The organism is Marinovum sp. E3 (genome assembly GCF_055755275.1).
On sequence record NZ_CM146908.1, the window covers coordinates 2,574,599 to 2,599,807 of the forward strand.

The 25,209-nt window shown below is 63.1% G+C and carries 21 protein-coding genes, 1 tRNA gene and 4 pseudogenes; 5 read left to right on the forward strand and 21 right to left on the reverse strand.

Annotated features, from left to right (window positions below; all coding sequences use genetic code 11):
* Nucleotides 1-32: 32 nt before the first annotated feature.
* From AC0J5K_RS12555 to AC0J5K_RS12590, 8 genes are all read right to left on the reverse strand, one after another.
* Entirely contained in the window at nt 33-929 is an 897-nt protein-coding gene (locus AC0J5K_RS12555; RefSeq protein ID WP_274565922.1) for an EamA family transporter, read from the reverse strand.
* Nucleotides 930-1,100: 171 nt separating this feature from the next.
* Nucleotides 1,101-1,739, reverse strand: coding sequence for a DsbA family oxidoreductase (locus AC0J5K_RS12560; RefSeq protein ID WP_274565921.1), 639 nt, complete (start codon nt 1,737-1,739; stop codon nt 1,101-1,103).
* A complete protein-coding gene (wrbA, locus tag AC0J5K_RS12565; RefSeq protein WP_074838869.1) occupies nt 1,739-2,362 on the reverse strand; it encodes an NAD(P)H:quinone oxidoreductase in 624 nt (207 codons plus the stop codon). The genes AC0J5K_RS12560 and wrbA overlap by 1 nt, the downstream gene beginning before the upstream one ends.
* A 107-nt stretch (nt 2,363-2,469) precedes the next feature.
* Nucleotides 2,470-3,357: a LysR family transcriptional regulator gene (locus tag AC0J5K_RS12570; RefSeq protein WP_274565920.1), complete on the reverse strand. Its 888-nt coding sequence runs from the start codon at nt 3,355-3,357 to the stop codon at nt 2,470-2,472.
* Between the two features lie 114 nt (nt 3,358-3,471).
* Complete coding sequence (locus AC0J5K_RS12575) at nt 3,472-3,828, reverse strand: YigZ family protein (protein WP_274565919.1); 357 nt, start codon at nt 3,826-3,828, stop codon at nt 3,472-3,474.
* A 103-nt stretch (nt 3,829-3,931) separates the two neighbouring features.
* Complete coding sequence (locus tag AC0J5K_RS12580; RefSeq protein ID WP_274565918.1) at nt 3,932-4,438, reverse strand: hypothetical protein; 507 nt, start codon at nt 4,436-4,438, stop codon at nt 3,932-3,934.
* 40 nt (nt 4,439-4,478) lie between these two features.
* A complete protein-coding gene (locus tag AC0J5K_RS12585; protein WP_274565917.1) occupies nt 4,479-5,426 on the reverse strand; it encodes an SDR family oxidoreductase in 948 nt (315 codons plus the stop codon).
* Nucleotides 5,427-5,479: 53 nt separating this feature from the next.
* Nucleotides 5,480-6,505 (reverse strand): aldo/keto reductase, encoded by a 1,026-nt coding sequence (locus AC0J5K_RS12590; RefSeq protein WP_274565916.1) that lies wholly within the window; start codon nt 6,503-6,505, stop codon nt 5,480-5,482.
* Nucleotides 6,506-6,623: 118 nt separating this feature from the next.
* On the opposite strand from AC0J5K_RS12590, the gene AC0J5K_RS12595 reads away from it, so the two are divergent.
* Both AC0J5K_RS12595 and AC0J5K_RS12600 read left to right on the forward strand, forming a co-directional pair.
* Nucleotides 6,624-7,220, forward strand: coding sequence for a TetR/AcrR family transcriptional regulator (locus AC0J5K_RS12595; protein ID WP_274565915.1), 597 nt, complete (start codon nt 6,624-6,626; stop codon nt 7,218-7,220).
* 563 nt (nt 7,221-7,783) lie between these two features.
* Nucleotides 7,784-8,943, forward strand: a protein-coding gene (locus tag AC0J5K_RS12600) for an IS3 family transposase (RefSeq protein ID WP_203277091.1) whose coding sequence is annotated in 2 segments (ribosomal slippage) — nt 7,784-8,042 and nt 8,042-8,943 — 1,161 coding nt in all. Because the reading frame shifts where the segments join, the coding sequence is not laid out codon by codon here.
* Between the two features lie 78 nt (nt 8,944-9,021).
* On the opposite strand, the pseudogene AC0J5K_RS12605 reads toward AC0J5K_RS12600, so the two are convergent.
* From AC0J5K_RS12605 to istA (AC0J5K_RS12615), 3 genes and pseudogenes are all read right to left on the reverse strand, one after another.
* A pseudogene (locus AC0J5K_RS12605) lies at nt 9,022-10,040 on the reverse strand (IS3 family transposase); the annotation flags it as partial.
* A 356-nt stretch (nt 10,041-10,396) separates the two neighbouring features.
* Complete coding sequence (istB, locus tag AC0J5K_RS12610; RefSeq protein WP_274563511.1) at nt 10,397-11,206, reverse strand: IS21-like element helper ATPase IstB; 810 nt, start codon at nt 11,204-11,206, stop codon at nt 10,397-10,399.
* Nucleotides 11,203-12,723 carry an IS21 family transposase gene (gene istA / locus AC0J5K_RS12615; RefSeq protein WP_371398955.1) on the reverse strand — a complete coding sequence of 507 codons (1,521 nt, stop codon included), beginning with the start codon at nt 12,721-12,723 and terminating at the stop codon, nt 11,203-11,205. The genes istB (AC0J5K_RS12610) and istA (AC0J5K_RS12615) overlap by 4 nt, the downstream gene beginning before the upstream one ends.
* A 191-nt stretch (nt 12,724-12,914) precedes the next feature.
* On the opposite strand from istA (AC0J5K_RS12615), the pseudogene istA (AC0J5K_RS12620) reads away from it, so the two are divergent.
* Nucleotides 12,915-13,616, forward strand: a pseudogene (gene istA, locus AC0J5K_RS12620) (IS21 family transposase); the annotation flags it as partial.
* Nucleotides 13,617-13,711: 95 nt separating this feature from the next.
* On the opposite strand, the gene AC0J5K_RS12625 reads toward istA (AC0J5K_RS12620), so the two are convergent.
* Nucleotides 13,712-14,938: an IS110 family RNA-guided transposase gene (locus tag AC0J5K_RS12625; protein ID WP_274565301.1), complete on the reverse strand. Its 1,227-nt coding sequence runs from the start codon at nt 14,936-14,938 to the stop codon at nt 13,712-13,714.
* A 249-nt stretch (nt 14,939-15,187) separates the two neighbouring features.
* Between AC0J5K_RS12625 and AC0J5K_RS12630 the strand changes: the two are divergent.
* Both AC0J5K_RS12630 and istB (AC0J5K_RS12635) read left to right on the forward strand, forming a co-directional pair.
* Nucleotides 15,188-15,967: pseudogene (locus tag AC0J5K_RS12630) on the forward strand (Mu transposase domain-containing protein); the annotation flags it as partial.
* Between the two features lie 13 nt (nt 15,968-15,980).
* On the forward strand, nt 15,981-16,745 hold the full coding sequence (gene istB / locus AC0J5K_RS12635) for an IS21-like element helper ATPase IstB (RefSeq protein ID WP_274563468.1): 765 nt from the start codon (nt 15,981-15,983) through the stop codon (nt 16,743-16,745).
* 114 nt (nt 16,746-16,859) lie between these two features.
* Here istB (AC0J5K_RS12635) and AC0J5K_RS12640 read toward each other — a convergent pair.
* The 9 genes and pseudogenes from AC0J5K_RS12640 to AC0J5K_RS12680 all read right to left on the reverse strand — a co-directional run.
* A pseudogene (locus AC0J5K_RS12640) lies at nt 16,860-16,952 on the reverse strand (transposase); the annotation flags it as partial.
* A gap of 742 nt (nt 16,953-17,694) precedes the next feature.
* Nucleotides 17,695-18,174: a hypothetical protein gene (locus AC0J5K_RS12645; RefSeq protein ID WP_139211299.1), complete on the reverse strand. Its 480-nt coding sequence runs from the start codon at nt 18,172-18,174 to the stop codon at nt 17,695-17,697.
* Nucleotides 18,175-18,622: 448 nt separating this feature from the next.
* Nucleotides 18,623-18,808, reverse strand: coding sequence for a hypothetical protein (locus AC0J5K_RS12650; RefSeq protein ID WP_139211297.1), 186 nt, complete (start codon nt 18,806-18,808; stop codon nt 18,623-18,625).
* Nucleotides 18,805-19,719: an IS1595 family transposase gene (locus AC0J5K_RS12655; RefSeq protein WP_274563238.1), complete on the reverse strand. Its 915-nt coding sequence runs from the start codon at nt 19,717-19,719 to the stop codon at nt 18,805-18,807. Before AC0J5K_RS12655 ends, AC0J5K_RS12650 begins: the two co-directional genes overlap by 4 nt.
* Nucleotides 19,720-20,227: 508 nt before the next feature.
* Nucleotides 20,228-20,304, reverse strand: a tRNA-Arg gene (locus AC0J5K_RS12660).
* Nucleotides 20,305-20,358: 54 nt separating this feature from the next.
* On the reverse strand, nt 20,359-20,832 hold the full coding sequence (locus AC0J5K_RS12665) for a GNAT family N-acetyltransferase (protein ID WP_274563240.1): 474 nt from the start codon (nt 20,830-20,832) through the stop codon (nt 20,359-20,361).
* Nucleotides 20,829-21,764, reverse strand: coding sequence for an MYG1 family protein (locus AC0J5K_RS12670; RefSeq protein ID WP_274563242.1), 936 nt, complete (start codon nt 21,762-21,764; stop codon nt 20,829-20,831). Before AC0J5K_RS12670 ends, AC0J5K_RS12665 begins: the two co-directional genes overlap by 4 nt.
* A 283-nt stretch (nt 21,765-22,047) precedes the next feature.
* Entirely contained in the window at nt 22,048-24,450 is a 2,403-nt protein-coding gene (locus AC0J5K_RS12675; RefSeq protein WP_274563244.1) for a hybrid sensor histidine kinase/response regulator, read from the reverse strand.
* A 334-nt stretch (nt 24,451-24,784) separates the two neighbouring features.
* A complete protein-coding gene (locus tag AC0J5K_RS12680; protein WP_048532598.1) occupies nt 24,785-25,096 on the reverse strand; it encodes an ETC complex I subunit in 312 nt (103 codons plus the stop codon).
* Between the last annotated feature and the right edge of the window lie 113 nt (nt 25,097-25,209).

Genomic DNA, 25,209 nt, shown 5'->3' on the forward strand with positions numbered 1-25,209 from the left:
ATGTCTTGGACGATAGTTCCCCCGGGTCGAAGTCAGGCTCGGGCCAGGCGAGCGGCCCCGCGGTCCGCCCCCGGCGCAGCGCGGACCCGGTTCGCCCGCTGACCGTACCAGACCGAGCCAAGGACGATGACCGCGCCGGCGCCCTGCACCGGGGACAGCGACTGCCCCAGCCAGACCCAGCCGAGAATGACGGCGGTCACCGGGCTCATCATCCCCAGCATGGAAACCGCGCCGGGTTCGAGCCGGGCGACGCCCCTGAACCAGATCGCATAGGTCGCCGCCGCGCCGATGAGGCCGAGCCAGGCAAGACCGGCAAGGTTGGCGACCGTCAGCGCCGGCAGAGGCGGCTCGACGATCAGCGCCAGCGGCAGAAGGATCAGACCGCCGGCGGTCAACTGCCAGGCGGTGAAGCTGAGGGCGGAAACCGGCGGCTGCCATTTCCGGCTGAGCACCGTGCCCGCCGCCATCGACGCGGCCCCCCCGAGGCCGGCGGCAATGCCGATGGGGTCGAGCGCGGCCCCGGGGCCGATCAGCAGCAACGCCACCCCGGCGACACCGGCGGCGGCGGCGGCCACCGCGCCGACCCGGATCGCGGTGCCAAGCCAGCCACGGGCCATGAAGATGACCATCATCGCCTGGAGCGCGCCCAGGGTCGCGGCGACCCCACCGGGAAGCCGGTAGGCGGCGACGAACAACAGCCCCCAGAACAGCGCGAAGTTGAAGCTTCCCAGCAGGAAGACGCGGCCAAGCCAGATGCGCGGCGGCAGGCACCGGGTCAGCGCCAGAAGCAGCAGCCCGGCCGGAAGCGCGCGCAGCGCGGCCAGCGTCACCGGATAGCCGGCCGGCAGCGCCTCGGTGGTAACAAGATAGGTGCTGCCCCAGACGGCAGGGGCCAGCGCCGTGATAAGGATATCGGTCGTGCGCGACATGATGATGTCTCCTGTTCGGGGTTTACCAAGGCCAGTGATGGGAAAAGCGCGGCCGTTCCGGCCCAGGCAAGAGGCCGAGGTCGCGCAACAGACAGGGCGGCACGCGACGCGGAGCGCGGCGGCGACGGCTCGGACGGGGCCGGAACAACGAAAGAAACATCTGCCCCCCTTTCACGCCGCAAGCCGCAGCGCCACGCGCAGTTGGGCGCGCAGATCCTCGGCCGGGCCATTGACCAGCCGGGCGCCGGTCTCACGGACCACAAGCGTCGGCACCGCGCGCACCTGAAGCCTGCGGGCCAGTTGCCGGTCTTTCTCTACCGCATGGCTGGTGGCCAGGTCTTCGAACGCCCCGGCAAAGGCCGCCGCATCGAAGCCGAGATCTCGGGCGGCCTGAAAGATGGTGGCGCGGTCCGCGATATTGCGGGCCTCGGTCAGATGCGCGAGTTGCAGGCGGTCGAACATGTCCCAATGCGCGCCCTGCCCGCCGATCCGTTCGGCTGCCTTGCAGCCCTGCGCGGCGATCAGCCCGTGGGGATAGTCGAAGCGGGCCGCCCGCATGGCCGCGATATCGACCAGCTCGGGCCGGTCGCTGGCCTGCCGGCACAGCTCCCAATGGCCCAGGATGGTTTCGCGCGCGTCCTCGGGCGTGCCCCAGCGCGCCGCCATTTCCGCCCGGCTCGCCTGCAACACAAAGGTCCGGTGGCGGATATCCAGGTCGAACTCCGCCGCAAGCCCGCGCATCCGCGACGAGATGTTGAAACACCAGCAGCAGACGACGTCATGAAAGAAATCCACGGTCAGCGCAGCCATCACGCGGCCTCTTCGGCGAGGGCGGCCCCGGAAAGAAGCGTGGCGATCCGGGCGACATGGGCGCCCTGGAACCGCGCGCCGGCCAGATCGGTCTCGGAGGGCGTGCGGGCGCCATCCGCGCCGGCGATGGTGCCGGCCCCGTAAGGCGCGCCGCCGACGATCCCCTCGGCCGAGGTCTGGCCGGCAAAGGTATAGGGCATGCCCGCGATCAGCATGCCGAAGTGCTGAAGCGGAATCTGCGTCGAGAGCAACGTCGCCTCGTGCCCGCCATGCTGCGAGCCGGTCGAGGCGAAGACGGCGCCGACTTTGCCCACCAGCGCGTTGCGCGCCCAGAGCCCGCCGGCCTGATCGAGAAAGGATTTCATCTGCCCGGCCATCATGCCGAACAGCGTCGGCGTGCCGAAGATGATGGCGTCATAGGCTTCGAGATCAGCCGGCGCCGCCACCGGGGTGTCATCGGCGACAAAGCCGGCGGATCGGCGGATCTCCTCGGGCACGGTGTCGGGCACGCGGCGCAGATCGACCTGCACGCCGGGCTGGCTCCGTGCGCCTTCGGCCTCGGCCTGTGCCAACGCGCGGACATGGCCGTAGCTGGAGTAATAAAGAACAAGAACGCGGGTCATGGTATCCTCTCGGGGTTTGCGGTTTCGCTGTCCAAGAGAATGGCGCCGGCGGCGGGCCGGAATAACCGGCGGGTTTTCACTTCATTCTTTACGCCGGCTGAAGAATGTCAGGCGGTCATGGCCACGCGCAGGTGATCGAGAAAGGCGGTGACCTTGGCATCCATGCCCAGCCGCGAGCCGGTCACGGCAAAGACCTCCGGCGCCGGAAGCTCCCACTCCGGCAGCACCCGGACAAGCGCGCCGCGCGCCTCGGCCTCCTTCGAGACAAAATCCGGCAAGGTGCCAAGCCCCTGCCCGGCAATCAAGAGATCGCGCAGCACCAGGCTGTTGCCGACCCGGACAGGCGGATCAAGCTCGATCGTGCGATGGCCGGCGGGGCCGTGCAGCGACCAGGAACTCAGGTGATCGGCCAGCAGGAAACCGACGACCCGGTGGCCGGCGATATCCTCGGGCGTCTCGGGGCGGCCGGCCTGGTCAAGATAGGCGGGTGCGGCAAAGATCCTCTGCCGGATGCTGCCGATCTTGCGCGCCAGCAAGGCCGAATCCGGCAGGACGGCGCGAATGCGGATCGACAGGTCGAAGCCGCCTTCGACCATGTCGACGATCCGGTCGTCCAGCGAGAGCGTGACCCGAAGCTCGGGATAGGCCGCGAAAAACCCCGGCAGCATCGGCGCGATGACGGCCTGGCCGAAAGAGCTGGAGGCGTTGACCTTGAGGTGCCCGCGCACCGCGCCGGCGCCGGCGCGGATGCGGGCCTCGACCCCGGTCACCGCCTCGAGGATGCCGCTCGCCTCGTCGTAGTACAAGCGCCCCGCCTCGGTCAGCGACATCGACCGGGTTGTCCGGGTCAGAAGCATGCTGCCGAGGCTTTCCTCCAGCAGCTTGATCTCGCGGCTCAGGAGCGCCGGCGAAACGCCGAGATCCTCGGCCGCGCGTGCAAAGCTGCCGCGTTCAACAATGCGCCGGAAGGCGTGCATGACGGAAAGCTTGTCCATCTGTCGATTGGCTCCGCAAGGCCCGAAAACGTGCCCCCCGCGGCGCACGCCGGATGCCATAACACGGATTGCATCCGGCTGCGAAGAGCGGTCGCCGTGGCGATGCTCGCGCGGTCAGGACGTCCCCAGATCGTCGAGATAGATCCGCACCGCGCCCTGCACGTGGCGAAAGCGATCTCCGCCCAGGTGCTTGCCGCCGAACCAACGGGTGACGACGATAATGTGGTTGTGCAGCCGCTCCCGCTCCAGCATCCGCAAGATGACCATGCCCGCCCCGGCCTCGCCATCGTCGTTCTTGAGCGGCGCATCCTCGGTCAGAAGGCCCCAGGTGTTATGCGTGGCCTTGGCGAATTTCTTGTTGCGGCACAGCGCCTTGATAAAGGCCTTGGCCTCCGCCGCCGAGGTACAGGGCCCGCCCGAGACCGCGTATTTCGATCCGCGGTCGGTGATGACATTCTCCAGGATACGCATGCCGCAGGCTTAGAGCCGCATCTCGCCGGCGGCAAGGCCCCGCCGGGGAGTGTGTCACCAGAGCGGCCGCCCCGAGCGCGGCGCCCGGCGCAGCCGCAATGCCTCAGCCGGACGCCCCCGCCAGGGACAGCTGCGCCCGATAGGCTTGCAGCCGCGCATCGGCGTTTGTGTCGACCACAAGGGCGACCGCCAGCGCGGCGATGGTGGTAATCAGGCTCGCCCGCCAGATCGGCCCCGCGAGAAACGGGATCAAGACGGCACAGAGGACGATGATCACCGGGAAGATGCGATAAACGGCGATGCGGTAGTCGTTCAGCACCTTGTCGGCCCGCGCGATCTCGGCGGTGAGAAAACCGGCAGGATCGGCGCTATAAGCCGCCGGAAATCCGGTCAGCCGGGCCTGACTGAGAAAGAACAATCCAAGCCCGAGGATCAGGATCAATGTGCCGGCGATCAGCATGGGGATGACATAGGCCCGCGCCACATCGGTTCTGCCCATCTGCCAGAACCCCAGGCTGGCCAAAAGAAATGCCAGCGCGAAAAGGATGAAGACGGTGGAAGAGAGCATCTCGGCTCGCGTCCACTCCGTCGCTGTTTTCAAGATGTCCATGGTTCTGCCCTTCGTTTTAGGGATCGGCGCCACGCGGGTGTCACAACGCCCAGGTGAAACCGGTGTCCTGCTCGCTCCGCTCCCAGAGCTTGACCATTACTGCCTTGTCATGGGCGTGCGGCTCCAGCGTGCCTTGGCCGACCGGGCCCACGAATTCCATGCGACCGGTGGGGCCATAAAGCGCGCGCTGTTGCAGGCCGTCCTCGGTGGCACACATGATCTCCGGGTAGGCGCCCTTTTCGGCCGATTGCACCATCGGCGACAGCGACATCAGGCCAAAGATGATCCGGGTGGCCCAGCCGCCGCTGGTCGAGATCAGCGAGGTGCGGGACGAGCCGGGATGGCAGACATTGACCGCGACCTTTCGGCCGGCGGCCTGCGCCCGGTCCTGAAGCTCGTAGGCGAACATCATCTGCGCCAGCTTGCTCTGCGAATAGGCGGAATTCGGGCCATAGCCCTTGTCCCAGTTCATGTCCTCGAAACGGATGGTCTTCAGCCCCATGTTGTAGCCGAGGCTCGCGACGACGACGATCCGGCCTTTCGACGCCTCGATGCGGTCGAAGAGCATGCCGCAAAGGGTGAAATGGCCGTAGTGATTGGTGCCGAGCTGGCTCTCGAAGCCGTCGGGCGTCAGCTTGCGGGTCGGCACCTGGGCGATGGCGGCGTTGCAGATCAGCGCGTCGATGCGCGGGGTGGTCCTCAGCACCTCTTCGGCAGCCATGCGGACAGAGGCCTGCTCGGCCAGGTCCATGCGGATGAAGCGCGCCGGGGCGTCGGCGCCGAATTCCTGCTTCAGCTCAGCCACGGCAGCGGCGGATTTCTCGGCGCTGCGGTTCAGCATCACCACCTCCGCGCCCTTGCCCAGCAGGATACGTGCCGCCTGAAAGCCGGCGCCAGCGTTGGCGCCGGTGATGACATAGGTCTTGCCGCTGAGGTCGCCGAGGCGCTCGGGCGTCCAGCCCTCGGGGCCGAATTGAGTGTCTTTCATGGGGGTCATCCTTGGTGTGAGAGGCGCCCGGTGAAGGCCGCGATGTTTTTCGCTCAGTCGTCGAGCATGCCGAACAGGGTGTCGCCGCGTCTCCACGTCGGCAGGTACCCCGGATATTCAGGCTTCAGCGCGCTTACCGTGTCGAGCCGTGCCATCTCCTCTTCGCTCAGCACGATGTTGGCGGCCCCGAGGTTGTCGGCCAGCTGCGCCTCCTTGCGGGCGCCGACGATGACGCTGGTCACGCCGGGCTTGTGCAGCAGCCAGGCCAGCGCGATCTGCGCCACCGAGGCGGCCTTGGCTTCGGCGATGTCCGTCAGCACGTCGACGATGTCGAACCCCTGATCCTTGTCGATCGGCGGGTAGTCAAAGTTGGCCCGGCGCCCCGAAGCTTCGCTGTCACGGGTGTATTTCCCGCTCAGAAAGCCGCTGGCCAGCGGGCTCCAGATAAAGGTGCCGAGGCCGAGATCCATCGCCGCCGGAAGGATCTCGCGCTCCAGCTCGCGACCGACGAGTGAGTAGTAGGACTGGGCCGAACAGAACCGCTCGGTGCCCAGAAGCCGCGCCATGCCATCGGCCTTGGCGATCTGCCAGCCGGCAAAGTTCGACAGCCCGATGTAGCGCACCTTGCCCTGCCGGACGAGATCGTCGAGCGCGCGCAGCGTCTCTTCCAGCGGCGTGGTGATGTCGAAATTATGCACCTGGTAGAGATCGATGTAATCGGTGCCCAACCGTTTCAGGCTGGCCTCGACCTCGCGCATGATGGCCAGCCGGCTGGTGCCCAGATCGTTCGGCCCGGTGGTCATGGTGTTGTAGACCTTGGTGGCGATCAGCACGTCCTGCCGCCGCGCGCCGAGCGCCTGGCCCAGCATCTCTTCCGAGACGCCCGAGCTGTAGACATTGGCGGTGTCGAAGATGTTGATCCCCGCCTCGATCGACAGGTCGACCATGCGGGTGGCCAGATCCTGCCCGGTGGCGCCGATCAACCCGGCATAGCTGCCGCCCTCGGTGTCAAAGGTCATCGTCCCCAGTGTCAGCTCCGAGACGTAAAGGCCGGTCTGTCCGAGTTGCTTGTATTTCATCCTGGCTCCTTTCGCGCCGTGGCGCTTGCGTTGGTAAACCTTGGTGTTTACATAGAAGCGGCAGCGATATGTGTAAACCCTGATGTTTACATTTTTCGATCCAAGCCGGGCAAAAGAGATGAAACTGACTGAAAAGAAACGAAAAGATATTCTTGATGCGGCGATTCAGGAGTTCCGGGAGCAGGGCTTTCCCGCCGCGCGGGTGAACCGAATCGCTGAACTGGCGGAAGTGTCGAAGCGCACGCTCTACAAGCATTTCGAAAGCAAGGAGGTGTTGTTTCAGGCCATCACCGACATCCTTCTCGACGAGATCGCGGCCGCACCCAGGCTGCGCTATCACCCGGAGGCGCCGCTGCGCGCGCAGTTGATCGCGGCGGTGGAGGATTACATCGCGCATCTGACTGGTGAGCATTACATGGGGCTGAACCGGCTGGTGCTGTCCGAGCTTCTGCGCGACCAGGTGCTGGCGCGCGCCTTCTTTGACAAGGCCGCCTTGCAGGACGGCCCGATCTCGGGGCTGATCGCAGAGGCCATGCAGGCGGGCGCCTTGCGGCAGGGCGAGCCCGGTTTCGCGGCCGGTCAGCTCCTGTCGATGGTCAAGCATTTCCTGGTCTGGCCGCAATTCCTGCTGGGAACGCGGGCCGGTGAAAACGCAGGCAGCGTCATAGCCGATTGCGTGGACATGTTCCTCGCCCATTATTCGCCGGAAAGCTGACTGCGCTCTCGGCGGCGCAGGCCACTCGGCGCACGTGACGCAGCGGCGTGGCCATGCGTGGCAACATGTGCCAAATCACCAAAAGCGTGCGCATCCAGCGATAGAGGGTGATTCGACCACACTGCAACCAACTGTTTTCATTCAGTTAAATGGACACCCTTTTTCCGGTCAGGGAAAAGCGTGCGCACTGACATCAAAAGCATGCGCACCTACACCGGAGGGCTTGCAAAGAAAAAGGCCCGCTGAAGCGGGCCTGATGTCTTGTTACTGATGTCGAGGAGTTAAGTGCGAAGGAGCAGTTCCATCATTCGTTCGTGATCGAACCCGTCGCGATAGTCCGGCATGGTGAATGGGGAATATCCAAGCGGGGCCGAATAAGCCTTCGCGTAGGCATGTTCAAAATGATCTATAGCGCAGACCTCGTCGCCATTTAATTGAGCATAGGTGAAAGCTTCAATCAGCATTTCGATAACCAGGCCCCAGCGGTTGCAGCAGGTGACCTGCCCCCCGCAAAATCCCTCACCATGATGTAGAGTCTGCGCCAACTCTGAAGGAGCAGACGAATGCGTAAGAGCCGTTTCACCGAGGCGCAAATCATCGGGATGATCAAAGAGCAGGAAGCCGGGATGCCGACAGCGGAGGTGTGCCGTCGGCACGGCCTGAGCCCGGCGACTTTTTACAAGCTGAAGTCCAAGTATGGCGGCATGGAGGTGTCAGAGGCCGCGCGGCTGAAGGCGCTGGAAGATGAGAACGGCAAGCTGAAGCGGCTGCTGGCAGACACGATGCTCGACAATGTGGTTCTGAAAGACCTGCTGGGAAAAAGCTGACGGCACCGAAGGAGCGGCGAGAGGCAGCGCTCAATGCGATGCGGGATCATGGCATCTCGCAGCGCAGGGCCTGCCGGCTTGTCGGTGTCGACCCCAAGACGGTCCGGCGCGAACGCCCGCCCGACCATCCTGAGATCCGCCAGGAGATGAAGGAGATCGCTGGCAGACGCCGCCGGTTCGGCTACCGGCGGATCGGCGTGCTGCTTGAGAGAAAAGGCATGATCATGAACCACAAAAAGCTTTACCGCCTCTACCGAGAGGAGGGCCTTGCAGTGAAACGACGGCGGGGCCGTAAACGCGCCCGGGGCTCGAGAACGCCAATGCCTGAAGCCACACAGACCAACCAGCGCTGGTCCCTGGATTTCCTGTCGGACAGCTTCGGGGCGTCGCGGAAGTTTCGCATCTTGGCCGTGAATGATGATTGCTGCCGGGAAAACCTGTGCCTGGCGGCAGACACCAGCATTTCAGGTGAGCGAGTTGCCCGAGAACTGGACGCGCTCGTCCGGATCTACGGAAAGCCTGCTTGCATTGTCAGTGATAACGGCACGGAATTCACCAGCCGGGCAATCCTGAGATGGGCCGACAGGAACGGCGTGGATTGGCATTACATCGACCCCGGAAAACCGCAGCAGAATGCCTTTATCGAGTCATTCAACGGCAGCCTGCGGAACGAGCTTCTCAATGAAGAGCTGTTCGATACCCTCGACGATGCCCGCCGCAAGCTGGCGCTGTGGCGCTACGATTACAACAACGTCAGGCCGCACTCTTCGCTGGGGAACAGAACGCCAAAGCAAGCGCGGCAGGCGCTTGAGCTATTTGAGGGCTCCGCGCCTGCCACGCTTGCCAAGCCCGAAACCGACGACTACCAAAATCAAACCGGCAGACTCTCGTCATGAGCGAGGGACCAGCGGGGGGCAGGTCACATGTCATCGCGTCGAAAAGTTGCTTACCCCTCGTGACCTGCCACTGAACTTTCATCCAGCCGCGACCGGAGCCCAATTGGTGTTTACGCCGGTTGGCGCAGGTTGAGCAATCGCCCGACGCGCGGAGCTATCATCTCGCGCAGCGGGACGGGCGATTGCGGTGGTCAGGGTCCGCGCGTAGTCGACCGGGGTCTGGTAATCCAAGGCCGAATGCGGGCGTTCGGTGTTGTAGTCCTCGACCCATGCGGCGATCACGACGCGCGCGTGTGCCAGGTTGCGGAACATGGTCTCGTTGAGCAGTTCATCGCGCATCCGCCCGTTGAAACTCTCGACGAACCCATTCTGCATTGGCTTTCCCGGTGCGATGTAATGCCATTCGACCTTGTGTTCGGAACACCATCGCAGGATCGCGTTACTGGTCAGTTCGGTCCCCTTGTCGCTGACAATCATCCCAGGCTTTCCGCGGCGTTCTATCAGATCCGTCAGTTCACGCGCGACACGGCGTCCCGAGATCGAGGTGTCTGGGATCGCAGCCAAGCATTCACGCGTGACATCGTCGACCACGTTGAGAACGCGGAAACGCTGGCCGTTGGCGAACTGGTCGTGGACAAAATCCAACGACCAGCGCGCATTAGGCCGTGCAGCGACCAGGGTCGGGGCCCGTGTTCCAACCGCCTTGCGCCGGGCCTTTCGCTTGCGCACCGTCAGGCCTTCCTCGCGGTAGAGCCGATATATCCGGTTGATGCCGGATGGCTCGCCCTCGCGGCGCAGGAGCACGAAGAGCCGCCGGTAACCGAACCGCCGGCGCTCGTTGGCCAAGTCCCGCAACCGACCGCGCAACACTGTGTCCGGCGCACGCCGGGATCGATAGCGGATCATCGTGCGGTCCGCGCTGACGATGCTGCAGGCCCGCCGCTCCGACAAGCCATGTTCGGCCCGAAGATACGCAACGGTTTCACGCTTCACGGCGGGCCCTACCACTTTTTTGAAACCAGATCCTTCATTGCTGCCAGATCCAGCATTTGCTCGGCCAGAAGCTTCTTGAGCTTGGCGTTCTCGTCCTCGAGTGCGTGTTCCAGCTGATGTTGGGCAGGTTTTCCACGGGATGATGGGCACGCATTCCGCGTGATCTTGGGCACGGATTCCAGACGATCGTGGGCAGGTCAGACCGGCGTTCTGACCTTAGGAGTTCTCTCCGGAAATTGGAGGGACCCGAATGCCAACGAAACGATTGCTGATGCGCCGTATACGAGATGTCTTGAGGCTGAAGCTGACCAAAGGGATGAGCGACCGTGTGTAGCGCGTCATCAATCTGGGTGAGAAGAGCGCGTCAATCAGGATGAGAATCCTTGGCCGCGACAAGAGGACGATGGACGTTTCATCTGTCGCGGGCAAGGTGTTTGTCGCTCGGGCTTGTCGCGGAGCGTCAATCTGCGGTCATGTCCACCGGTGACGCCTTTTGTGGAGGCCGCCCGGGTCCCTTGGCTCTTTCTGCAGCCTTGCGCCGATAGCTTTCCACATTCATCTCGAAGATGGTCGCGTGGTGGACCAGCCGGTCGACGGCAGCCAGCGTCATCGCCGGGTCGGGGAAGATCGTGTCCCAGGCGCCGAAAGGCTGGTTGGCGGTGATCAGCATGGAGCGGCGCTCGTAGCGCGCGCTGATAAGCTCGAAGAGCACGCTGGTCTCAGACTGGTCCTTGGTGACATAGGCGATGTCGTCGAGGATCAGCAGGTGGAACTTGTCGAGCTTGGCGATGGCGCTTTCGAGGGCGAGATCGCGGCGGGCCTGCTGGAGCTTCTGGACCAGATCCGTGGTGCGGGTGAAGAGTACGCGGTAGCCATTTTCCACCAGCGCCAACCCGATGGCGGAACTGAGATGCGACTTGCCCACCCCCGGCGGGCCGAACAGCAGGATGTTGTCGCCCTTGCCGATCCAGCTGTCGCCGGCGGTGATGGCATTGACATGCGCCTTGGACACCATGGGAACGGCGGCGAAGTCGAATGTCTCAAGGGTCTTGCCGGGCAACAGGCGGGCCTGGGCGAGGTGGCGCTCGATCCGGCGACGGTCGCGTTCGGCCAATTCATGTTCCACCAGGGCGCTGAGCAGGCGGGCGGCGCGCCAGCCTTCCTTGTCGGCCTGTTCGGCGAAGCGAGGCCAGAGCACCTTGATGGCGGGCAAACGCAGCTCGTTCAGGGCAAGGGTGAGACGGGCGGCATCGATCTCGTGCGATGTCATGCTGCCGCCTCCTCGGTGATCGTGACATCACCCACCAGCCGGTCGTAGGACGACAGGTCGGCCAGCTGCACGCTGATCCCCGGCAGAGTCTCGGGCGGCGGCGCAAAGAGCGCGCGCAGGGCCTGGATGTCGGGCAGCCGTCGCTGGCGCAGATCCTCGTCGAGCTGGGCGGCCAGTTCGGCTTCACAGCCGCGGTCATGGGCCAGTGCCAGAAGATCGACCGCCATCCGGCAGGCCGTCTTCTCGCTGGTCTGTTCCAGCAGCGCCGCGAACATGTCTCGGAAGGCCCGGCGCGGAAACAGCTGGTCCCGATAGACCAGCCCCATCAACGCCATGGGCTTTCTGCGCAGCGAATGGATGACGTGCCGGTAGTTGACCACGTGTCCGTGGCTGCCACTGGGCGTGGCGCGTCCGCGGGGCAGCGTCTGCAGGAAGGTGGCGCCGAGAAACAGTTCGAGCCGGTCATCGTAGAGCCGGACCCGCAGCTGATGCCCGATCAGCCGGGAAGGCACGGTGTAGAAGACCTTGCGCAGCAAAAAACCGCCCGAAGATGTGACGCGCACCGTGACTTCCTCGTGATCCGTGGTCCGGCGGTCAGGCAGAGGTTTGAGGCTGGCGCGCTCGATGTCGATGCGCTTGGCATTGCGGGCGTTGATCCGGCCCACGATCTCGTCGATGAAGGCGCGATAGGCGCCCAGGGTCTCGAAGTCGCGGGAGCCGCGCATGATGAGCGCGTCCTCGATGGCGCGCTTCAGATGGCCGTGAGGGCTTTCGATGGCGCCGTTCTCATGCGCCACCCCCTTGGTATTGCGCGACGGCGTCATCCCGTAATGGCGGCACAACGCGTCGACGCGGTCGGTCAGATCGGCCTGGGCGGATCGATCGAGGTTCTTGAAAGCCGCTGAAAGGCTGTCGGTCCGGTGCTCCCGCGGGACGCCGCCCAGCGACCAGAGCGCGTTCTGCAATCCTTCCGCCAGCGCCACGTAGCTTTCGCCCCCCAGCACGACATGGGCGTGCTCGAAGCCGGAATAGGCCAGCCGAAAATGATACAGCCGATGATCCAGCGGCTGCCCGGCAACCGTCACGCACAGCTTGCCGGTCGCGGTGAAATCCGACAGGCCCATCCTGCCCGGCGTGTGGATTTGGCGAAAGATCACTTCCTGCTCGGGGCCGTGTTCGGCCCGCCAGGCGCGTATGCGCCGCTCCAGGGTCCGCCGAATGCCCGGACTCAGGTCGGGGTGCCGACGCAGGAGCTCTTCAAAGATGGCAACCGGCCGCAAACCGGGAGAAGACGTCAACAGCGGAACAACCTCTGCGTCGAAGATCTCCGCCAGCGGGTCCGGCCGACGCCGGCCACGCGGCGGCTTCTTTTGTCCCGGCAAGACCGGGTCGGAGTTCAGGCGATAGCCGGTCGCCTGGCTGATCCCGGCCTTTGCGGCAGCAATCGGAATGGAATGGGTCTGTTTGAGCGTCATGAAGAGCCTCATCTGGTGGTCGGTGACATGACGGCCCGGCATGAACGATCCCTCGTACGGAAAAATCGTCCTCTACCCGAGCCGGCCACGACCGTCAGACCCACCCCGGAAAATTGGGGCGAAACGTGGGGTTGAAGGCTCTCCGGTCGGGCTATGCCCTCCCTGCGACCCTTCAACCCCACGTTCTCATCCTGATTGACGCCAGATTCTCATCTTGTTTGTCGCGCTGCAACCGTGCGATTGCCACGTCGCTGGGCCTATCGAAGGGCAGCGTGAACAATTGCGTGAGCCGGGCGCGACGTGCCGGGTTGGAATGGCCCTTACCGGAGGGGCTTGATGACGACAGTCTGGAGCTGCTGCTTTTCCTGGACTTGAAGTCGCTGCCTACGCCCGAGCGCCCCGTTCCTGACTGGTCGCTGGTCGACCGGGAGTTGCGCAAGCGGAACGTGACACGTGCTCTGCTCTGGCAGGAATATCGCGCGCAGTATCCGCACGGGTTTGGCTACTCCTGGTTTTGCGATCACTTCGACGCCTGGAAAGGGCGTGTGCGCCCAAGCATGCGTCAGACACATGTGGGCGGGGAAAAGGTCTTCGTGGATTTTGCTGGCGACAAGATCGACATCGTCGACCCTGACACCGGGGAAGTGCATACCGCTAAGCTGTTCGTCGCGGCGATGGGCGCATCGAGTTACACTTATGCCGAAGCCGTTGCCTCCGAAGGGCTTGAAGACTGGATCGGCGCACATACCCGCATGTTCGGCTATCTCGGGGGTGTGCCGAAGGCCGTGGTCCCGGACAATCTGAAGTCAGCGGTGATCAAGCCCGATCGCCATGATCCCGGGTTGAACCGAACCTATGCTGAGATGGCCGAGCACTACGGGACGGCGATCCTGCCCGCGCGACCGTACAAGCCGAAGGACACAGATGAGATTGAACAGCCCCATTTTTCGATTTTGTGCTATTCTTGAGGCGCGGGTGACCACGTGGCGAAGGACGGGACGTGAGGTTCAAGTCCCGTCACGCAGCCTTGTCATAGTCGTTCCTCGGGTGTGGCGCCCGCACCCTTCCGCGGCTTCTTCTTTCGCCAGCCCTCCATCATGCGGCGATAGGCGATTTCTGACAGTTCGGCGCCTGCGCGGTCGGCACGCCGGCGATGTGGCAGATTGTAGTCTGCCGTGGCGCCCTTTTTTCCGCGTTCAGAAGGCATCCCGGCAGCGAGTTCCATGGACCGGCGCTTGCGCGCCATGAGAGCCGGGCTCGCCCAGGTATAGTCCTCACGTTTGGTCAGCAGGTGCCAGATGAGGACCGCCAGTTTGCGCGCGACGGCCACAGCGGCAATGTGATTGCCGCGGCGGGCGCGGACGCGCTCGTAGAAGGCGCGCAGAGGGCCGGGCGAACGGACGGTCTGCCAGGCAGCCTCGACCAGCAGGAAGCGCGCGTGAGAGCGCCCGCGCTTGGTGATACGGCCATGACGGGCAGGTCCATCCCCGGACTGAAAGACGCTGGGATTGAGACCGATATAGGCCACAAGCGCGTCGGGTGAGCCAAACCGATCAATCCGGCCGATGGCCGCCATCACGCCGACTGCCACGATCATGTCGATGCCCGGGATCGTCATCAACCGTTGGACGTTTTCGTCCGCCAGCGCCGCCTGGGCGATGTCTTTTTCAATGTCTTTCAGCGCGATTGTGAGTCGGTCGTGCTCGGCGATATGGCGCTCCACTGCGGAGCGCTCATCGTCTGGCAACACTTGCGCGCGCAGCCAAGCGCGCCCCTTGCCGCCGAAGATATCGGCATGGGGGCACCGCGGGACAAGATGCGCATGCAAGATTGAGTGAACGAAGCCCTTCAGCCGGACACGCTGTTTCACGAGCTGGCTGCGGCGCGCCACCTGCCGGCGCCGCGCCAGCGTCGCCTCGTCCGGGATCCACACTTCGGGTAGAAAACCCGCGGCGTAGAGTTTTGCCAGAACGCCCGCATCAATCTTGTCTGTCTTGGTCTTGGCCTTCGCGATCAGATGCACCTGCAGCGGGTTGGCTACCGCAACCCGTGCCACATGCGGCGACAGAAGGTCGACCACCGCTACCGTATTGCCGGTCGATTCCAGCACGACGTGGTCCGCGGCCTCCAATTCTGCCGCGAAGGCCCTAAGTTTGTCGCGTGTCATCTCTACTCGGCCCAGATGGGTCAGCGCGGTACCTTCCAGCGCCACCACTTCGGCAAAGTCCCGATGAATGTCCATTCCTATGATCCGCATACTCCCTCCACTTCAAAAGCATTCACGTCGTGGGAGCAGGCGGGCACGCGGCAACTACAGATCCGTGCTCTCGGCACATCCGGGCAAGCCGCAGGGGCGACCAGATAAAGCTTCGGGCTCGCAGCCCATGTCTCAAGCTCGGTCTGCCCGCACTTTCGTGCTTCCGGCGCCCCAAATCCCGGATGGTGCTACCCTATCTCCGATCTGCACAGACTGGCAGGGTTTCGAAGCGCCGATTCTATCATGCCGGATAAATCGAAAGTCGAGGTCGCCGTTCAGGTGTCGCAGCGTTGGATTCTGGCGCGGCTGCGGAATCGGAGGTTCTTCTCACTGGCCGAGTTGAACGCGGCGATCCGCCCGTTGCTGGATGATCTGAACACGCGGATCATGCGGGATTACGGTGCCAGCCGTGCCGATCTCTTTGCCACGCTGGACCGCCCGAACCTGATACCCCTCCCGGCGGCCCCATACGTCTTTGCCCGCTGGAAACGGGCCCGTGTCGCGCCGGACTATCACATCGAGGCGGATGGCTGCTGGTACTCGGTCCCCTTCGGCCTGATCCGGCAGCTGGTGGATCTGCGCATGACCCAGACGACCGTGGAAATCTTCCATCGCGGCAAGCGCGTGGCCAGCCATGCCCGCAATCCCGGACGGCGCAGTCATGTCACGGTGCCCGATCACATGCCGTCCTCGCATCGCCGTTATGCCGAATGGACTCCGTCCCGCATCCTGGCCAGCGCCGAAAAGCTCGGCCCATCGGTCGCCGCGTTTTGCCAGATCGTCATGGAGAACCGACCGCATCCGGAACAGGGGTTCCGCACCTGTCTGGGCGTGTTGTCATTGGCAAAGAGTTATGAGCCGGAACGGCTCGACGCTGCCTGCCGCCGTGGCGTCACGATCAAGGCGCGTTCGGTGTCCTCAATCCGGTCGATCCTGAAGACCGGTTTGGATCAGGCCTTTCTGGAGCCCGAACCCGAAGAGCTTCCGCTGCAGCACCCCAATATCCGGGGTCGAAATTACTACCACTGAGAAGGAGACAACATTGCTGACACATCCCACATCCGACCGGCTCGAAGCCCTTGGCTTTACCGGCATGGCCAAGGCACTGGACGAACAGCGCCGCGCCAGTGACGCGTTCGAAAACCTCAGTTTTGAAGAGCGGTTGGGCTTGCTCGTGGATCGAGAGGCGACCGAGCGCGATGCCAAAAGGCTGGCGACACGGCTGAGGTTCGCCGCGCTCCGGCAGGCCGCATGCGTCGAGGACATCGACATGCGCAGCCCGCGCGGCATCGACAAATCGGTCATGGCCCATCTCATCGATGGCGGTTGGATCAATCGACACGAGAACTTGCTGGTTACCGGCCCAACAGGCCTGGGGAAGAGTTGGATTGCCTGCGCGCTCGGTCACAAGGCCTGCCGTGACGATCGCCGGGTCATGTATCACCGCGTGCCTCGGCTCTTCCAGGCGCTGGCCATCGCCCGGGGCGACGGGCGCCATGCCCGCGTCCTGAAATCCATCGAACGCACCGAGCTTCTGATCCTGGACGATTGGGGCCTGTCGGTGCTCACCGCCACCGAACGCCGTGATCTCCTGGAAATCCTCGAGGACCGGCAGGGCCGCGGCGCGACCATCGTCACAAGCCAGCTGCCGGTCGACCAATGGCACGAGGCCATCGGCGATCCGACCCTCGCCGACGCCATCCTCGACCGCCTGGTCCACAACGCCCACCGCCTCACCCTGACCGGAGAAAGCATGCGACGAAAAATGAGCACCACAAAACCGCTTGACCAAGTTGGGCAAGCTTGATCCCATGACCAGGTCGGTCACCTGCCCAAGTTCATGGAATGGGTGCCCACGATGCCGTGGAATCGCTGCCCACGATCACGTGGAATGACCGCCCAACTTCTCTGGAATGCGCACCTCGAGCGTCTTCAGCCGCTTGGCCTCTGACACCGTCATGCCGCCGAACTTGGCTTTCCAGTTGTAAAAAGTGCCTTCCGACATGCCGTGCTTGCCTCGATAGCAACAAGCGCATTGTCGTGCTGATAGAGGGGATTACTCGCATCCGGCCAGCCAAATACGAGGTCATCTACGAACGCACGGATTAGTGGTTCTCGGGCATTCCCAATTTCAGTTCCGCGCAAACGCACGACTGCATCATCAAGATCGTCTGGGAAATAAGGCGATACAATTACAGTTCTAAGGTTGTCCAGCGCTGCCTTGCCTTGTCGTGCTGGCTGCGACAGAACATAGCTCAGCGCTGATCTAATGTGCAGTCGTGCCAGTTCTGCCGGCGGCGAGTAGGGCTGAGCTCCATGAAAAAACGTTGGGTGCGCGCACCGATTTCGGTCAGCACGCAAGCGACTCAACTCCTCGAATTCTTGGTGGCCAAAAAAATCGAACCTATCGCGAAAGTTCTCGAGAAGGTTGCGTTCAAATTCGAGCAAGCCTTTAATTGCTTGAGTGTTTCCAAGTCGCTGTTGCTCTTGCAACTTATCCAATTTGTCCGCAAGGGTGTTGGCTTCAATATCGCCATCGAATGCCAGCCCTCTAATTTTCGATATTAGATCAAAGCAAACACTCACATATGCCGACACGATGGCTGCACGATAGGCGCCGGTTTCGTAGCAGCGAATTGCTTCACGGATATTGTTTTTGGCATCGTCGTCAATACATCGAACGATCATTTCCTCAAAACTTATAATCACAAATTTGGGGCCCTATATACCTGCGTGACCCAAGATGATCGCGCGGCTCACTCAGAAGCCGCGCGCGCTGCGAGTTCTTCGCCCTCCGGCAGCGGATCATTTGCGGGCCAGTATCCCCCACGCTTCAAACGAACCACTGTCTCTGGCTGACGCCACAGCATCGTGCTCAGCACCATTCGCGGGTCTTTCCCTTCGATGTGCAGACCGCGCTCGTCAAGCGCTTCGTACAAGTCGTCACGCGGAATAGGCTCGCCGCGCTCACGAATGATCTCCACAGACAATTCAGCGACCTTTTCTTTCGGCGGATTTCGCGGGCGCTTCCGTGCTGGCGTTACCACCTCGGGCGATTCTTCCTCCAAGGATTCGGGCGGCGTATCACCAGACATGAAGGCGTGGTATTCGGAAATGAATCGCTCGGCCCGCGCCAATTCGGCGCGAGCTTCTGTCAGATCGGCCTCAAGCGCGGTGATGCGCTCAGCCATTTCAAACTTCAAATTCTCGGCTTTTTCCAACGCGTTATCGGGCATGACGTGCGATCTCCGAATGTTCACTGAGGGCAGCATACACCGGCGGCACGCGCGTGTCCATTCACTGGATACAAATGCTTGAAGAGATCGCGCATTCGGGATATGGTTTAGACGTGAAGGGTCGGAGCGTAGAACGGCCCTGCCGAGGTGTTGACGCACCAAAGCAGGGCCGGTTCCGGTTCGGGACGACGCCTATCCGTGGCCGTATGCGTCCCGTGATGCAGGAATTGTCTCCCTCAATCGGGGGAAACTTACGCCAATTCCTGCATCATTTCAAGGCCTGTCATAAGGAGTATGACAATGGCCGAGCGCTGTTGCCATTACGTCCGACCGCATACGCGCCTTCGCTTCGGCAAGGTCGAGAACGTGTCGGGCTACTGGCGGTGCTGCGGGTAACGTCCCGCACAATATCTGGCGTGCACCTAAGCTGCAAGCGGGGAAGTGCCAACTAACTTGATCCTTCCTTTTTGGGTCGCCGCCGGGCGGGCTTTTCCCCCGGCGGCTTTTTCTGTTTTGACCGCTCTATGCTTTCCCTGACTTCATCGGGCTTCACCCTGGCGAACCGCGAAAGGGTTTCCTCAAAATCCATATCCAGATACAGCGGCGGTTCAGTCTTACGCTTGTCGCTTGTCATGCCGTCAGCACCTTCCAAGGCAACCGGCCTTCAATGCAGGTGAAAACATCATTCATACGGTCGCAGGGGTCCATGTCACGCCGATTAAAGCGCCACGTCATTTCATCCACGTACTTGGACAGGTGATTGGGGGATACGTAGTGGTGAATACCGATGATTTGGCGTTTCAGCAGCGCCCAGACACTCTCGATTGAGTTACTGTGGATCACATCTGCGACCACGTATTCACCCGCGCTGTGGTTGACCGTGAAGTGCCCATAGTCTTTCGCCAGCCCTTGATACGAACGGTGCTCATCAGTGAACAGGATAGAATCGGGTTTCACATTCTCACGCACCACACCCTGCACTGTTTTGGCCGTTGTATCCTTTACGACTTCCGCGCGAAGCTCGCCGTCGCGCTTGAGAACCCCGAGCACGACAGATTTATTCGCGCCGCCTTGTGACCCGGGCTGGCGCCTGTTGGCGTGTTTGTTCTTCTCTTTGCCGCCCACATACGTTTCATCGCTTTCAACGAAGCCATCTAGAGGCGCATTGAACGATTGAGTGCGGGCCGCGTGGCGCAGGCGATGCAGGACGTGCCACGCGCTTTTTTGGGTGATTTTGAGGTCACGCGCAAGCGTAGTTGATGCGACACCTTTCTTGTGATTGGTAATCAGCCAAATGGCCATGAACCACTTGCGAAGCGGCAGTTTCGTGTCATGAAAAATCGTTCCTACTTTGATCGAAAAGCGCTTGCGGCAGTCCCCGCACTTGAAAGTCTTGCGGTCCGAGAAATGATAGATGCGTTCACCGTCGCAGTGCGGGCAGAACTCACCGTCACGCCAGCGGATTGCCCGCAGATGGTCGAGGCACGACTGTTCATCGGGGAAGGCTTCGAACAGATCGTAGAGGCTTTCAAACTTGGCGAGCATGGCGTCATCTCCTGTCTGACACCAATATAGGCTCAAATCAGCGTTGGGTCAAGCACGTATATAGGCCCCCAAATTTGTCTCTCTCTTCAGCTCAAAGTTGGCTCATGACGAAGGTCGAGTGAGCCTCCGCAGCAGTGAGCGATCATTTCGCTAAACTGCGTCTTAGGGTAACTCAAGGCAGGCCGTCCCCGGCAGCGAGCCTCCACACCGCCTCGGCCGCTTTCTACGGAACGGCCACCGAAATTTTGCAGAACCGCTCTGCTACCGGCACCCTACACACTCACCGAAAACGAACCCGTCAGGACACCTTACCATCGCAAGTCGCGTTCCTCGACAGCCATGCGATGCTAAACTTCGCGAACGTCCTGTATTTCATCGGAGAAATCATGCTCCGCCTTGGGCTTGCGAGTAACCTCTGCCCTAAGGAAAACTTGCTCTTGACAAGGGTGCGCACGAAAAACCCGCCTTTTGCGCACACTTTTCGTTAGTTGGCAACATGGGCAATAAATGGCGATCCCTGAAGGACTCGAACCCTCAACCTGCTGATTAGAAGTCAGCTGCTCTATCCAGTTGAGCTAAGGGACCGCTGCCCCCCGTATCTGCCGGAACTTCGCCTGCGGGGCAAGAGCCGACGGGCCGCTACAGCGCCCGCGTCATGTAAAGGCTGAGGGGATCGTCGACATAACCGCCGAACGGCGGGCATGGCGTGAAACCCTGGGCGGCATAAAGCCCACGGGCGGCGGTAAATTCCGGTGCGCTGCCGGTCTCGAGGCTGATCCGCCGATGACCCGCCTGGCGCGCCGCCTCGAGCAGCGCCAACAGCAGTGCGCGGCCGGCGCCCTGCCCGCGCGCCTCGGAGATGACATGCATGGACTTGAGCTCGGCATGAGCGGCATCCAGCGGCTTGAAAGCGCCGACCCCCAGAAGCCGCCCGCCGCGCCGGCAGGCAAGAACCTGCGCCGCATCGCGGGTCAATTCGGTCAGGGTCTGCACATGGCAGCTCTCTTCCGGGCTTTGTTCCCGCATCATCGCATGATGCCGCATCAGCAAGGCCGCGACATCCGCCTCCTCCGCCTTGGCGGCGCCAACCGTGATGTCGCCGTGCAGGATCAACCAACGCTCTCGGTCTCGATCGCCGCGGCGACCGCCAGATCCGCCATCGCCAGCACCGCCTCCCGGGTGGCGGCCACGGCAATGAAGCGGGCGTTGTGGCAGAACCTGGCGCCGGTGACGCCGCTTGCGGTCTCCAGCGCCGCATCGGTCAGGCCGGCCCAGGCCGCCGGAAGATCGGCGCGGCTCTCGAAACTGTCACCGGACTTTCGAATCGTGGTCATCGCCCAGTCATCGCCGCGCGGATGCACCACGAACAGCAGGTGATCGGCCCCTGCCTTCTCTATCGCGGACCGGAACGGCATCCCCATGGGCAGCTCAAGCACGCGCCCGGCGCCGGCCGCGGCGATGGCCTGCATCACCAGCGCCTCGGCCCGGCGCTTGGCCGCCTTGCCGCGGATCGCCGCCTCGACAAAGGCGCGGGCGACCGGCAGCGCTTCGGCAAAGGCGCGGTCGTCGGCATCCTCGCCGCGGGCGTCAAACACCGGCTTCAGCGTCTCCAGCAGCACCGGCAGCGTCATCCCGGCCAGCGGCCCGGCGACCGAAGGCTCCAGCGCGCCATTATCCATCAGGTCGACCGGCAGGACAAAGCCCCGGTCAAAGCTCTGGTGAATGTCCTCGATATCTGCCTCCGGCACCTCGGAGGCGCGCAGGTAGTCGCGGCCGTAATGCTGCCAGATCAGCCCGAAAGAGCTGTAGGGCTGGCCATCTTCGCGCAGCGGAACCGGCTTCTGGTGGTGATCGAATACCCGCGCCTCTGGGTCATAGACCCGGCCCACGTCATAGATGATCCGGCCCGCCCCGGGTGTGATCCAACCGGCATCGCGCGATCGCACCAGCCGCGCCTCGGGAAACAGGCGGCCAAGCACGACGGTGGACAGAAGCTCGTCGGCATGAAAGCCGCCGGAATGGGTGACGAGATGGGTGATGGTCATCAGGGGCGGCTCCTGCCGGGAATTGATCGGTCGCGACGCGGGCGATCCGGGCCATAGCGTCCTAAATCGGCTCACGTCACACGCTTGCTTGCGAGGGTTATTTGGGACAGCGGGAAAATGCGAGCGGAAATCCCCGGAAAGTCGGGACGCCCCCCGCGATCTGCCCAAAACATGCCAAGACAGCCCGCCGCGGCGGGCTGTCTCTCTGCGGCGGTCGGGCGCGATCAGGCCGGTTTCGACCTGTCGGTGAGAGCGCCCGCCTGCCGATGGAGCACGCCCTCGATCACGGGCGCACTGCGGCGGTCGGGGCCGCCGCGCGGCGCGACAGGATCTCGGCGGTTTCGCCGGCCACCGCGACAAGGCGGCTTTCCGCGATCTCGGCCAGTTTCTCGCCGCCGGTCTTGGCCGACACCTCGATTTCGGCAAGCAGCCCCCGGAGTTGCGTGGCGCCAATCAGCGCGGCCGAGCCGGCGAGCCGATGCGCCTGCCGCCCCAGAGCGTCGGAGTCGCCGTTCCGGCCGCGTTCGATCAGGGTCGGGATCGATTCCTCGATCTCGGCGCAGACCCGCTCGAGCGTGGATTTGAACGCCGCCGCCGGCAGCACGTTCGCGAGATCGTCCAGCACCTGGAAATCGACGGCCTGCTGCGGGGCTGTCGGCTCGGCGGCCGCACGCGCAGACGGGACGATCTGGTTCTGCGCGACCGCCTCGTGCAGTTGGTGCACCCGGATCGGCTTGGACAGGCAGACATTCATGCCGGCGGCGCGGAACCCGGCCCGCTCGCCCGGCATGGCATGCGCGGTCAGCCCGACAATCGGCGTGTCGCGGTTGGGCCCCTCCGATGCACGGATGTCCTGGGTGGCCTGAATGCCGTCCTTTCTTGGCATGCTGACATCCATCAGGATCAGGTCGAACTTCCGCTCCAGCGCCATGTCGACGCCTTCCTGACCATCGCGGGCTTCCTTGACGACATGACCAGCGAGACCAAGCAGCTCACGCGCGACCATGCGGTTGGTTTCATTGTCCTCCACCAGAAGGATCTCGAGCGGGACGACAGCGGCCATCGCCGGAGGGTTGGTGCCGTCATGGGGATGCGGGGTGCCCGTCGCGTCCGGCTTGGCTGTGGGCGTTTCCTCGGCCCGGCGCAGCGGGATCGTGAACCAGAACCGGCTGCCGACGCCAAGCGCGCTTTCGACCCCGATGTCACCACCCATCGCATTGACGATGCGCCGCGAGATTGCCAGGCCAAGGCCGGAGCCATCGGAATTGCGGGCATAGCCGGTTTCAAGCGTGACGAAATCGTCAAACACGATCGCCTGCTGGTCGCGGGAAATCCCGATGCCGGTGTCGACGACGCTGAACTCGACCTCGGCCATGCCTTTGGCATTGGTGCGGGTGTTGGCCTGCACGGTGATCCTTCCGGCGTCCGTGAATTTCACCGCATTGCCGATCAGGTTGACGAGAATTTGCCGGATGCGATGCGGATCGCCCAGAACGGCATGGTCGGGAAGCGACAGCTTGCTCTCGATCGTCAGGCTCTTGGCCTCGGCCGCCGAGCTGGTCACCAGCAGGGCGCTGCTCACGATATCGCGAATGTCGATCGCACTGCTTTCGATCCGCAGCGTGCCGGTTTCTGCCCGGCTGACGTCGAGCACGTCATTGATCTGGCGCAGCAGATGTTCACCCGCGGTGCTGGCGGTATGGGCATATTTCGATTGCTCGCTTGTGAGGGCGGTGCTGCGCAGCAGGTCAACGGCACCCAGAATGCCGTTCAGCGGCGTCCGCATCTCGTGGCTCATCACGGCAATGAAGTCGGATTTGAGCTTGCTCGCGGCTTCGGCCTGTTCTTTCGCATTCAGAAGCTCGCGGCTGCCCTGGCGGTAGACCAGCACCCAGGTCAAGGTCACAAAGAAGATCGAGCCCAGGGCGGCGGCAAGGTAGAGCCCGGAGTGATCGTGGGCAAAGGCCTCCTGGTTGGGCGCCGCCGCCAATTGCCAGCTTCCATTGGGCAGGATGACCTCGGCATAGGTGGTTGCCGTGTCGAAGACGCCGGCATCGCCGACGATCACGGCCCCCTCGGCCCCGAGGCCGTCGACGCCGCGGATCGCAAGTTTCACCCGATGGTCGATCTCTGCCATCCCCGCCTCGGAGAACAGGGCATCGACATCGATCAGTATCGTGGCAAACCCCCAGAACTCGTCAAAGCCGGTCCGGCTCTTGAAGCCTTCGATAAAGATCGGCAAGCGGGCGATGATTGCCCGGCCGCCCTGCTTGAGCGTCAGCGGTCCGGCCACGATGAACTTGCGGTTTTCGATGGCCCGCAGCACGGCGGGCCGGCGGGCCTCGTCGGCGATCAGATCATGGCCAATGGCGGCCCGGTTGCGTTCGATATCGGTGAGATAGGTGACGACGGCATCGGGCGCGAGCTGAAGGCTCATGACGCCGGGCACGGAATCGGTGAGGCCTTGGGCGAAGCTTTCGAAATCCGCTGCGGTGAAATCCGGGTGCGACTTGACGAAGGCCTTGAGCGCGATAGGCAAGCTGAGGCGCTTGTAGAGCGCGGATTCGATGGCCGACCGGGTGGCCATGAGCTCGCCGTTTGCCAGCGCCTCGGCATTGAAGTCATGCGACTGTTCGTGCTCGCGCACGTACAGCGTGATCAGCGCGGCAATCGAAGCAAGCAGCATCAGGCTGGCCAATGTTGCAACGACGAGCGAGCGCCAGCGAATTTGGGAGAAGGAACAATGTGGGGTCATAGGTGCATACTATGACACCCAATCCGCTGGCTCATTTGCGCATTCGAGCAGATGCGGCTCTCTAAAGTATAGGTCCGCATCCAAGGCGCCGCCTCCGGCCGCAAAGCGCATCAGGCGCGCGGCGAGCGCATCCCCGAACTGCGGTGAGCGCAAGGCGGGATTGTCCGATCCGGACGGTCCCGGCACCTGTTTCGCCCGCCCCGCTGCGGCCAGCGGGGCGCCCTTTATGCAGAGCCCGGGAAAAACTCAGATGTCTCTTACAGGCTCAATGAGTCCAGGGGCCGCGGCGGTTGACCGCGAAATTCTCGGCATAGCCGCGCGGGCGGATGTTGGGCTGGCGCCGCTTGGGGTCGATCACCGTGGTTTCGATGCCGTGGTCGCGGGCATATTCCAACGCCGCTTCCTTGCTGTCGAATTTCAGCCGCACCTGCGCCTGGGTATCCTCGGACGAGGTCCAGCCCATCAGCGGATCGACCTCGCGCGGCGAAGACGGCGCAAATTCCAGAACCCATTGACGGGTCTTGGCCACGCCCGATTGCATCGCGTTCCGGGCCGGTTGGTAAATTCGTGCGCGCATGGATGTGCCTCCGGGTGTTTCGCCGGTTATCGGCAATTCCGCGCCCCGTTTCAAGCGTATAGACTGCCCGAAAGGCATCGCCCCTGCCAGCGGCTCGATCCTGATTGTTCGGA

Bases quoted from the DNA above. Each gene is read 5' to 3' on its own strand.
- AC0J5K_RS12555 (WP_274565922.1), bottom strand. From the start codon at position 929: ATGTCGCGCACGACCGATATCCTTATCACGGCGCTGGCCCCTGCCGTC.
- AC0J5K_RS12560 (WP_274565921.1), bottom strand. From the start codon at position 1,739: ATGGCTGCGCTGACCGTGGATTTCTTTCATGACGTCGTCTGCTGCTGG.
- wrbA (WP_074838869.1), bottom strand. From the start codon at position 2,362: ATGACCCGCGTTCTTGTTCTTTATTACTCCAGCTACGGCCATGTCCGC.
- AC0J5K_RS12570 (WP_274565920.1), bottom strand. From the start codon at position 3,357: ATGGACAAGCTTTCCGTCATGCACGCCTTCCGGCGCATTGTTGAACGC.
- AC0J5K_RS12575 (WP_274565919.1), bottom strand. From the start codon at position 3,828: ATGCGTATCCTGGAGAATGTCATCACCGACCGCGGATCGAAATACGCG.
- AC0J5K_RS12580 (WP_274565918.1), bottom strand. From the start codon at position 4,438: ATGGACATCTTGAAAACAGCGACGGAGTGGACGCGAGCCGAGATGCTC.
- AC0J5K_RS12585 (WP_274565917.1), bottom strand. From the start codon at position 5,426: ATGAAAGACACTCAATTCGGCCCCGAGGGCTGGACGCCCGAGCGCCTC.
- AC0J5K_RS12590 (WP_274565916.1), bottom strand. From the start codon at position 6,505: ATGAAATACAAGCAACTCGGACAGACCGGCCTTTACGTCTCGGAGCTG.
- AC0J5K_RS12595 (WP_274565915.1), top strand. From the start codon at position 6,624: ATGAAACTGACTGAAAAGAAACGAAAAGATATTCTTGATGCGGCGATT.
- istB (WP_274563511.1), bottom strand. From the start codon at position 11,206: ATGACATCGCACGAGATCGATGCCGCCCGTCTCACCCTTGCCCTGAAC.
- istA (WP_371398955.1), bottom strand. From the start codon at position 12,723: ATGCCGGGCCGTCATGTCACCGACCACCAGATGAGGCTCTTCATGACG.
- AC0J5K_RS12625 (WP_274565301.1), bottom strand. From the start codon at position 14,938: ATGCGGATCATAGGAATGGACATTCATCGGGACTTTGCCGAAGTGGTG.
- AC0J5K_RS12645 (WP_139211299.1), bottom strand. From the start codon at position 18,174: ATGCCCGATAACGCGTTGGAAAAAGCCGAGAATTTGAAGTTTGAAATG.
- AC0J5K_RS12650 (WP_139211297.1), bottom strand. From the start codon at position 18,808: ATGACAAGCGACAAGCGTAAGACTGAACCGCCGCTGTATCTGGATATG.
- AC0J5K_RS12655 (WP_274563238.1), bottom strand. From the start codon at position 19,719: ATGCTCGCCAAGTTTGAAAGCCTCTACGATCTGTTCGAAGCCTTCCCC.
- AC0J5K_RS12670 (WP_274563242.1), bottom strand. From the start codon at position 21,764: ATGACCATCACCCATCTCGTCACCCATTCCGGCGGCTTTCATGCCGAC.
- AC0J5K_RS12675 (WP_274563244.1), bottom strand. From the start codon at position 24,450: ATGCTGCTTGCTTCGATTGCCGCGCTGATCACGCTGTACGTGCGCGAG.
- AC0J5K_RS12680 (WP_048532598.1), bottom strand. From the start codon at position 25,096: ATGCGCGCACGAATTTACCAACCGGCCCGGAACGCGATGCAATCGGGC.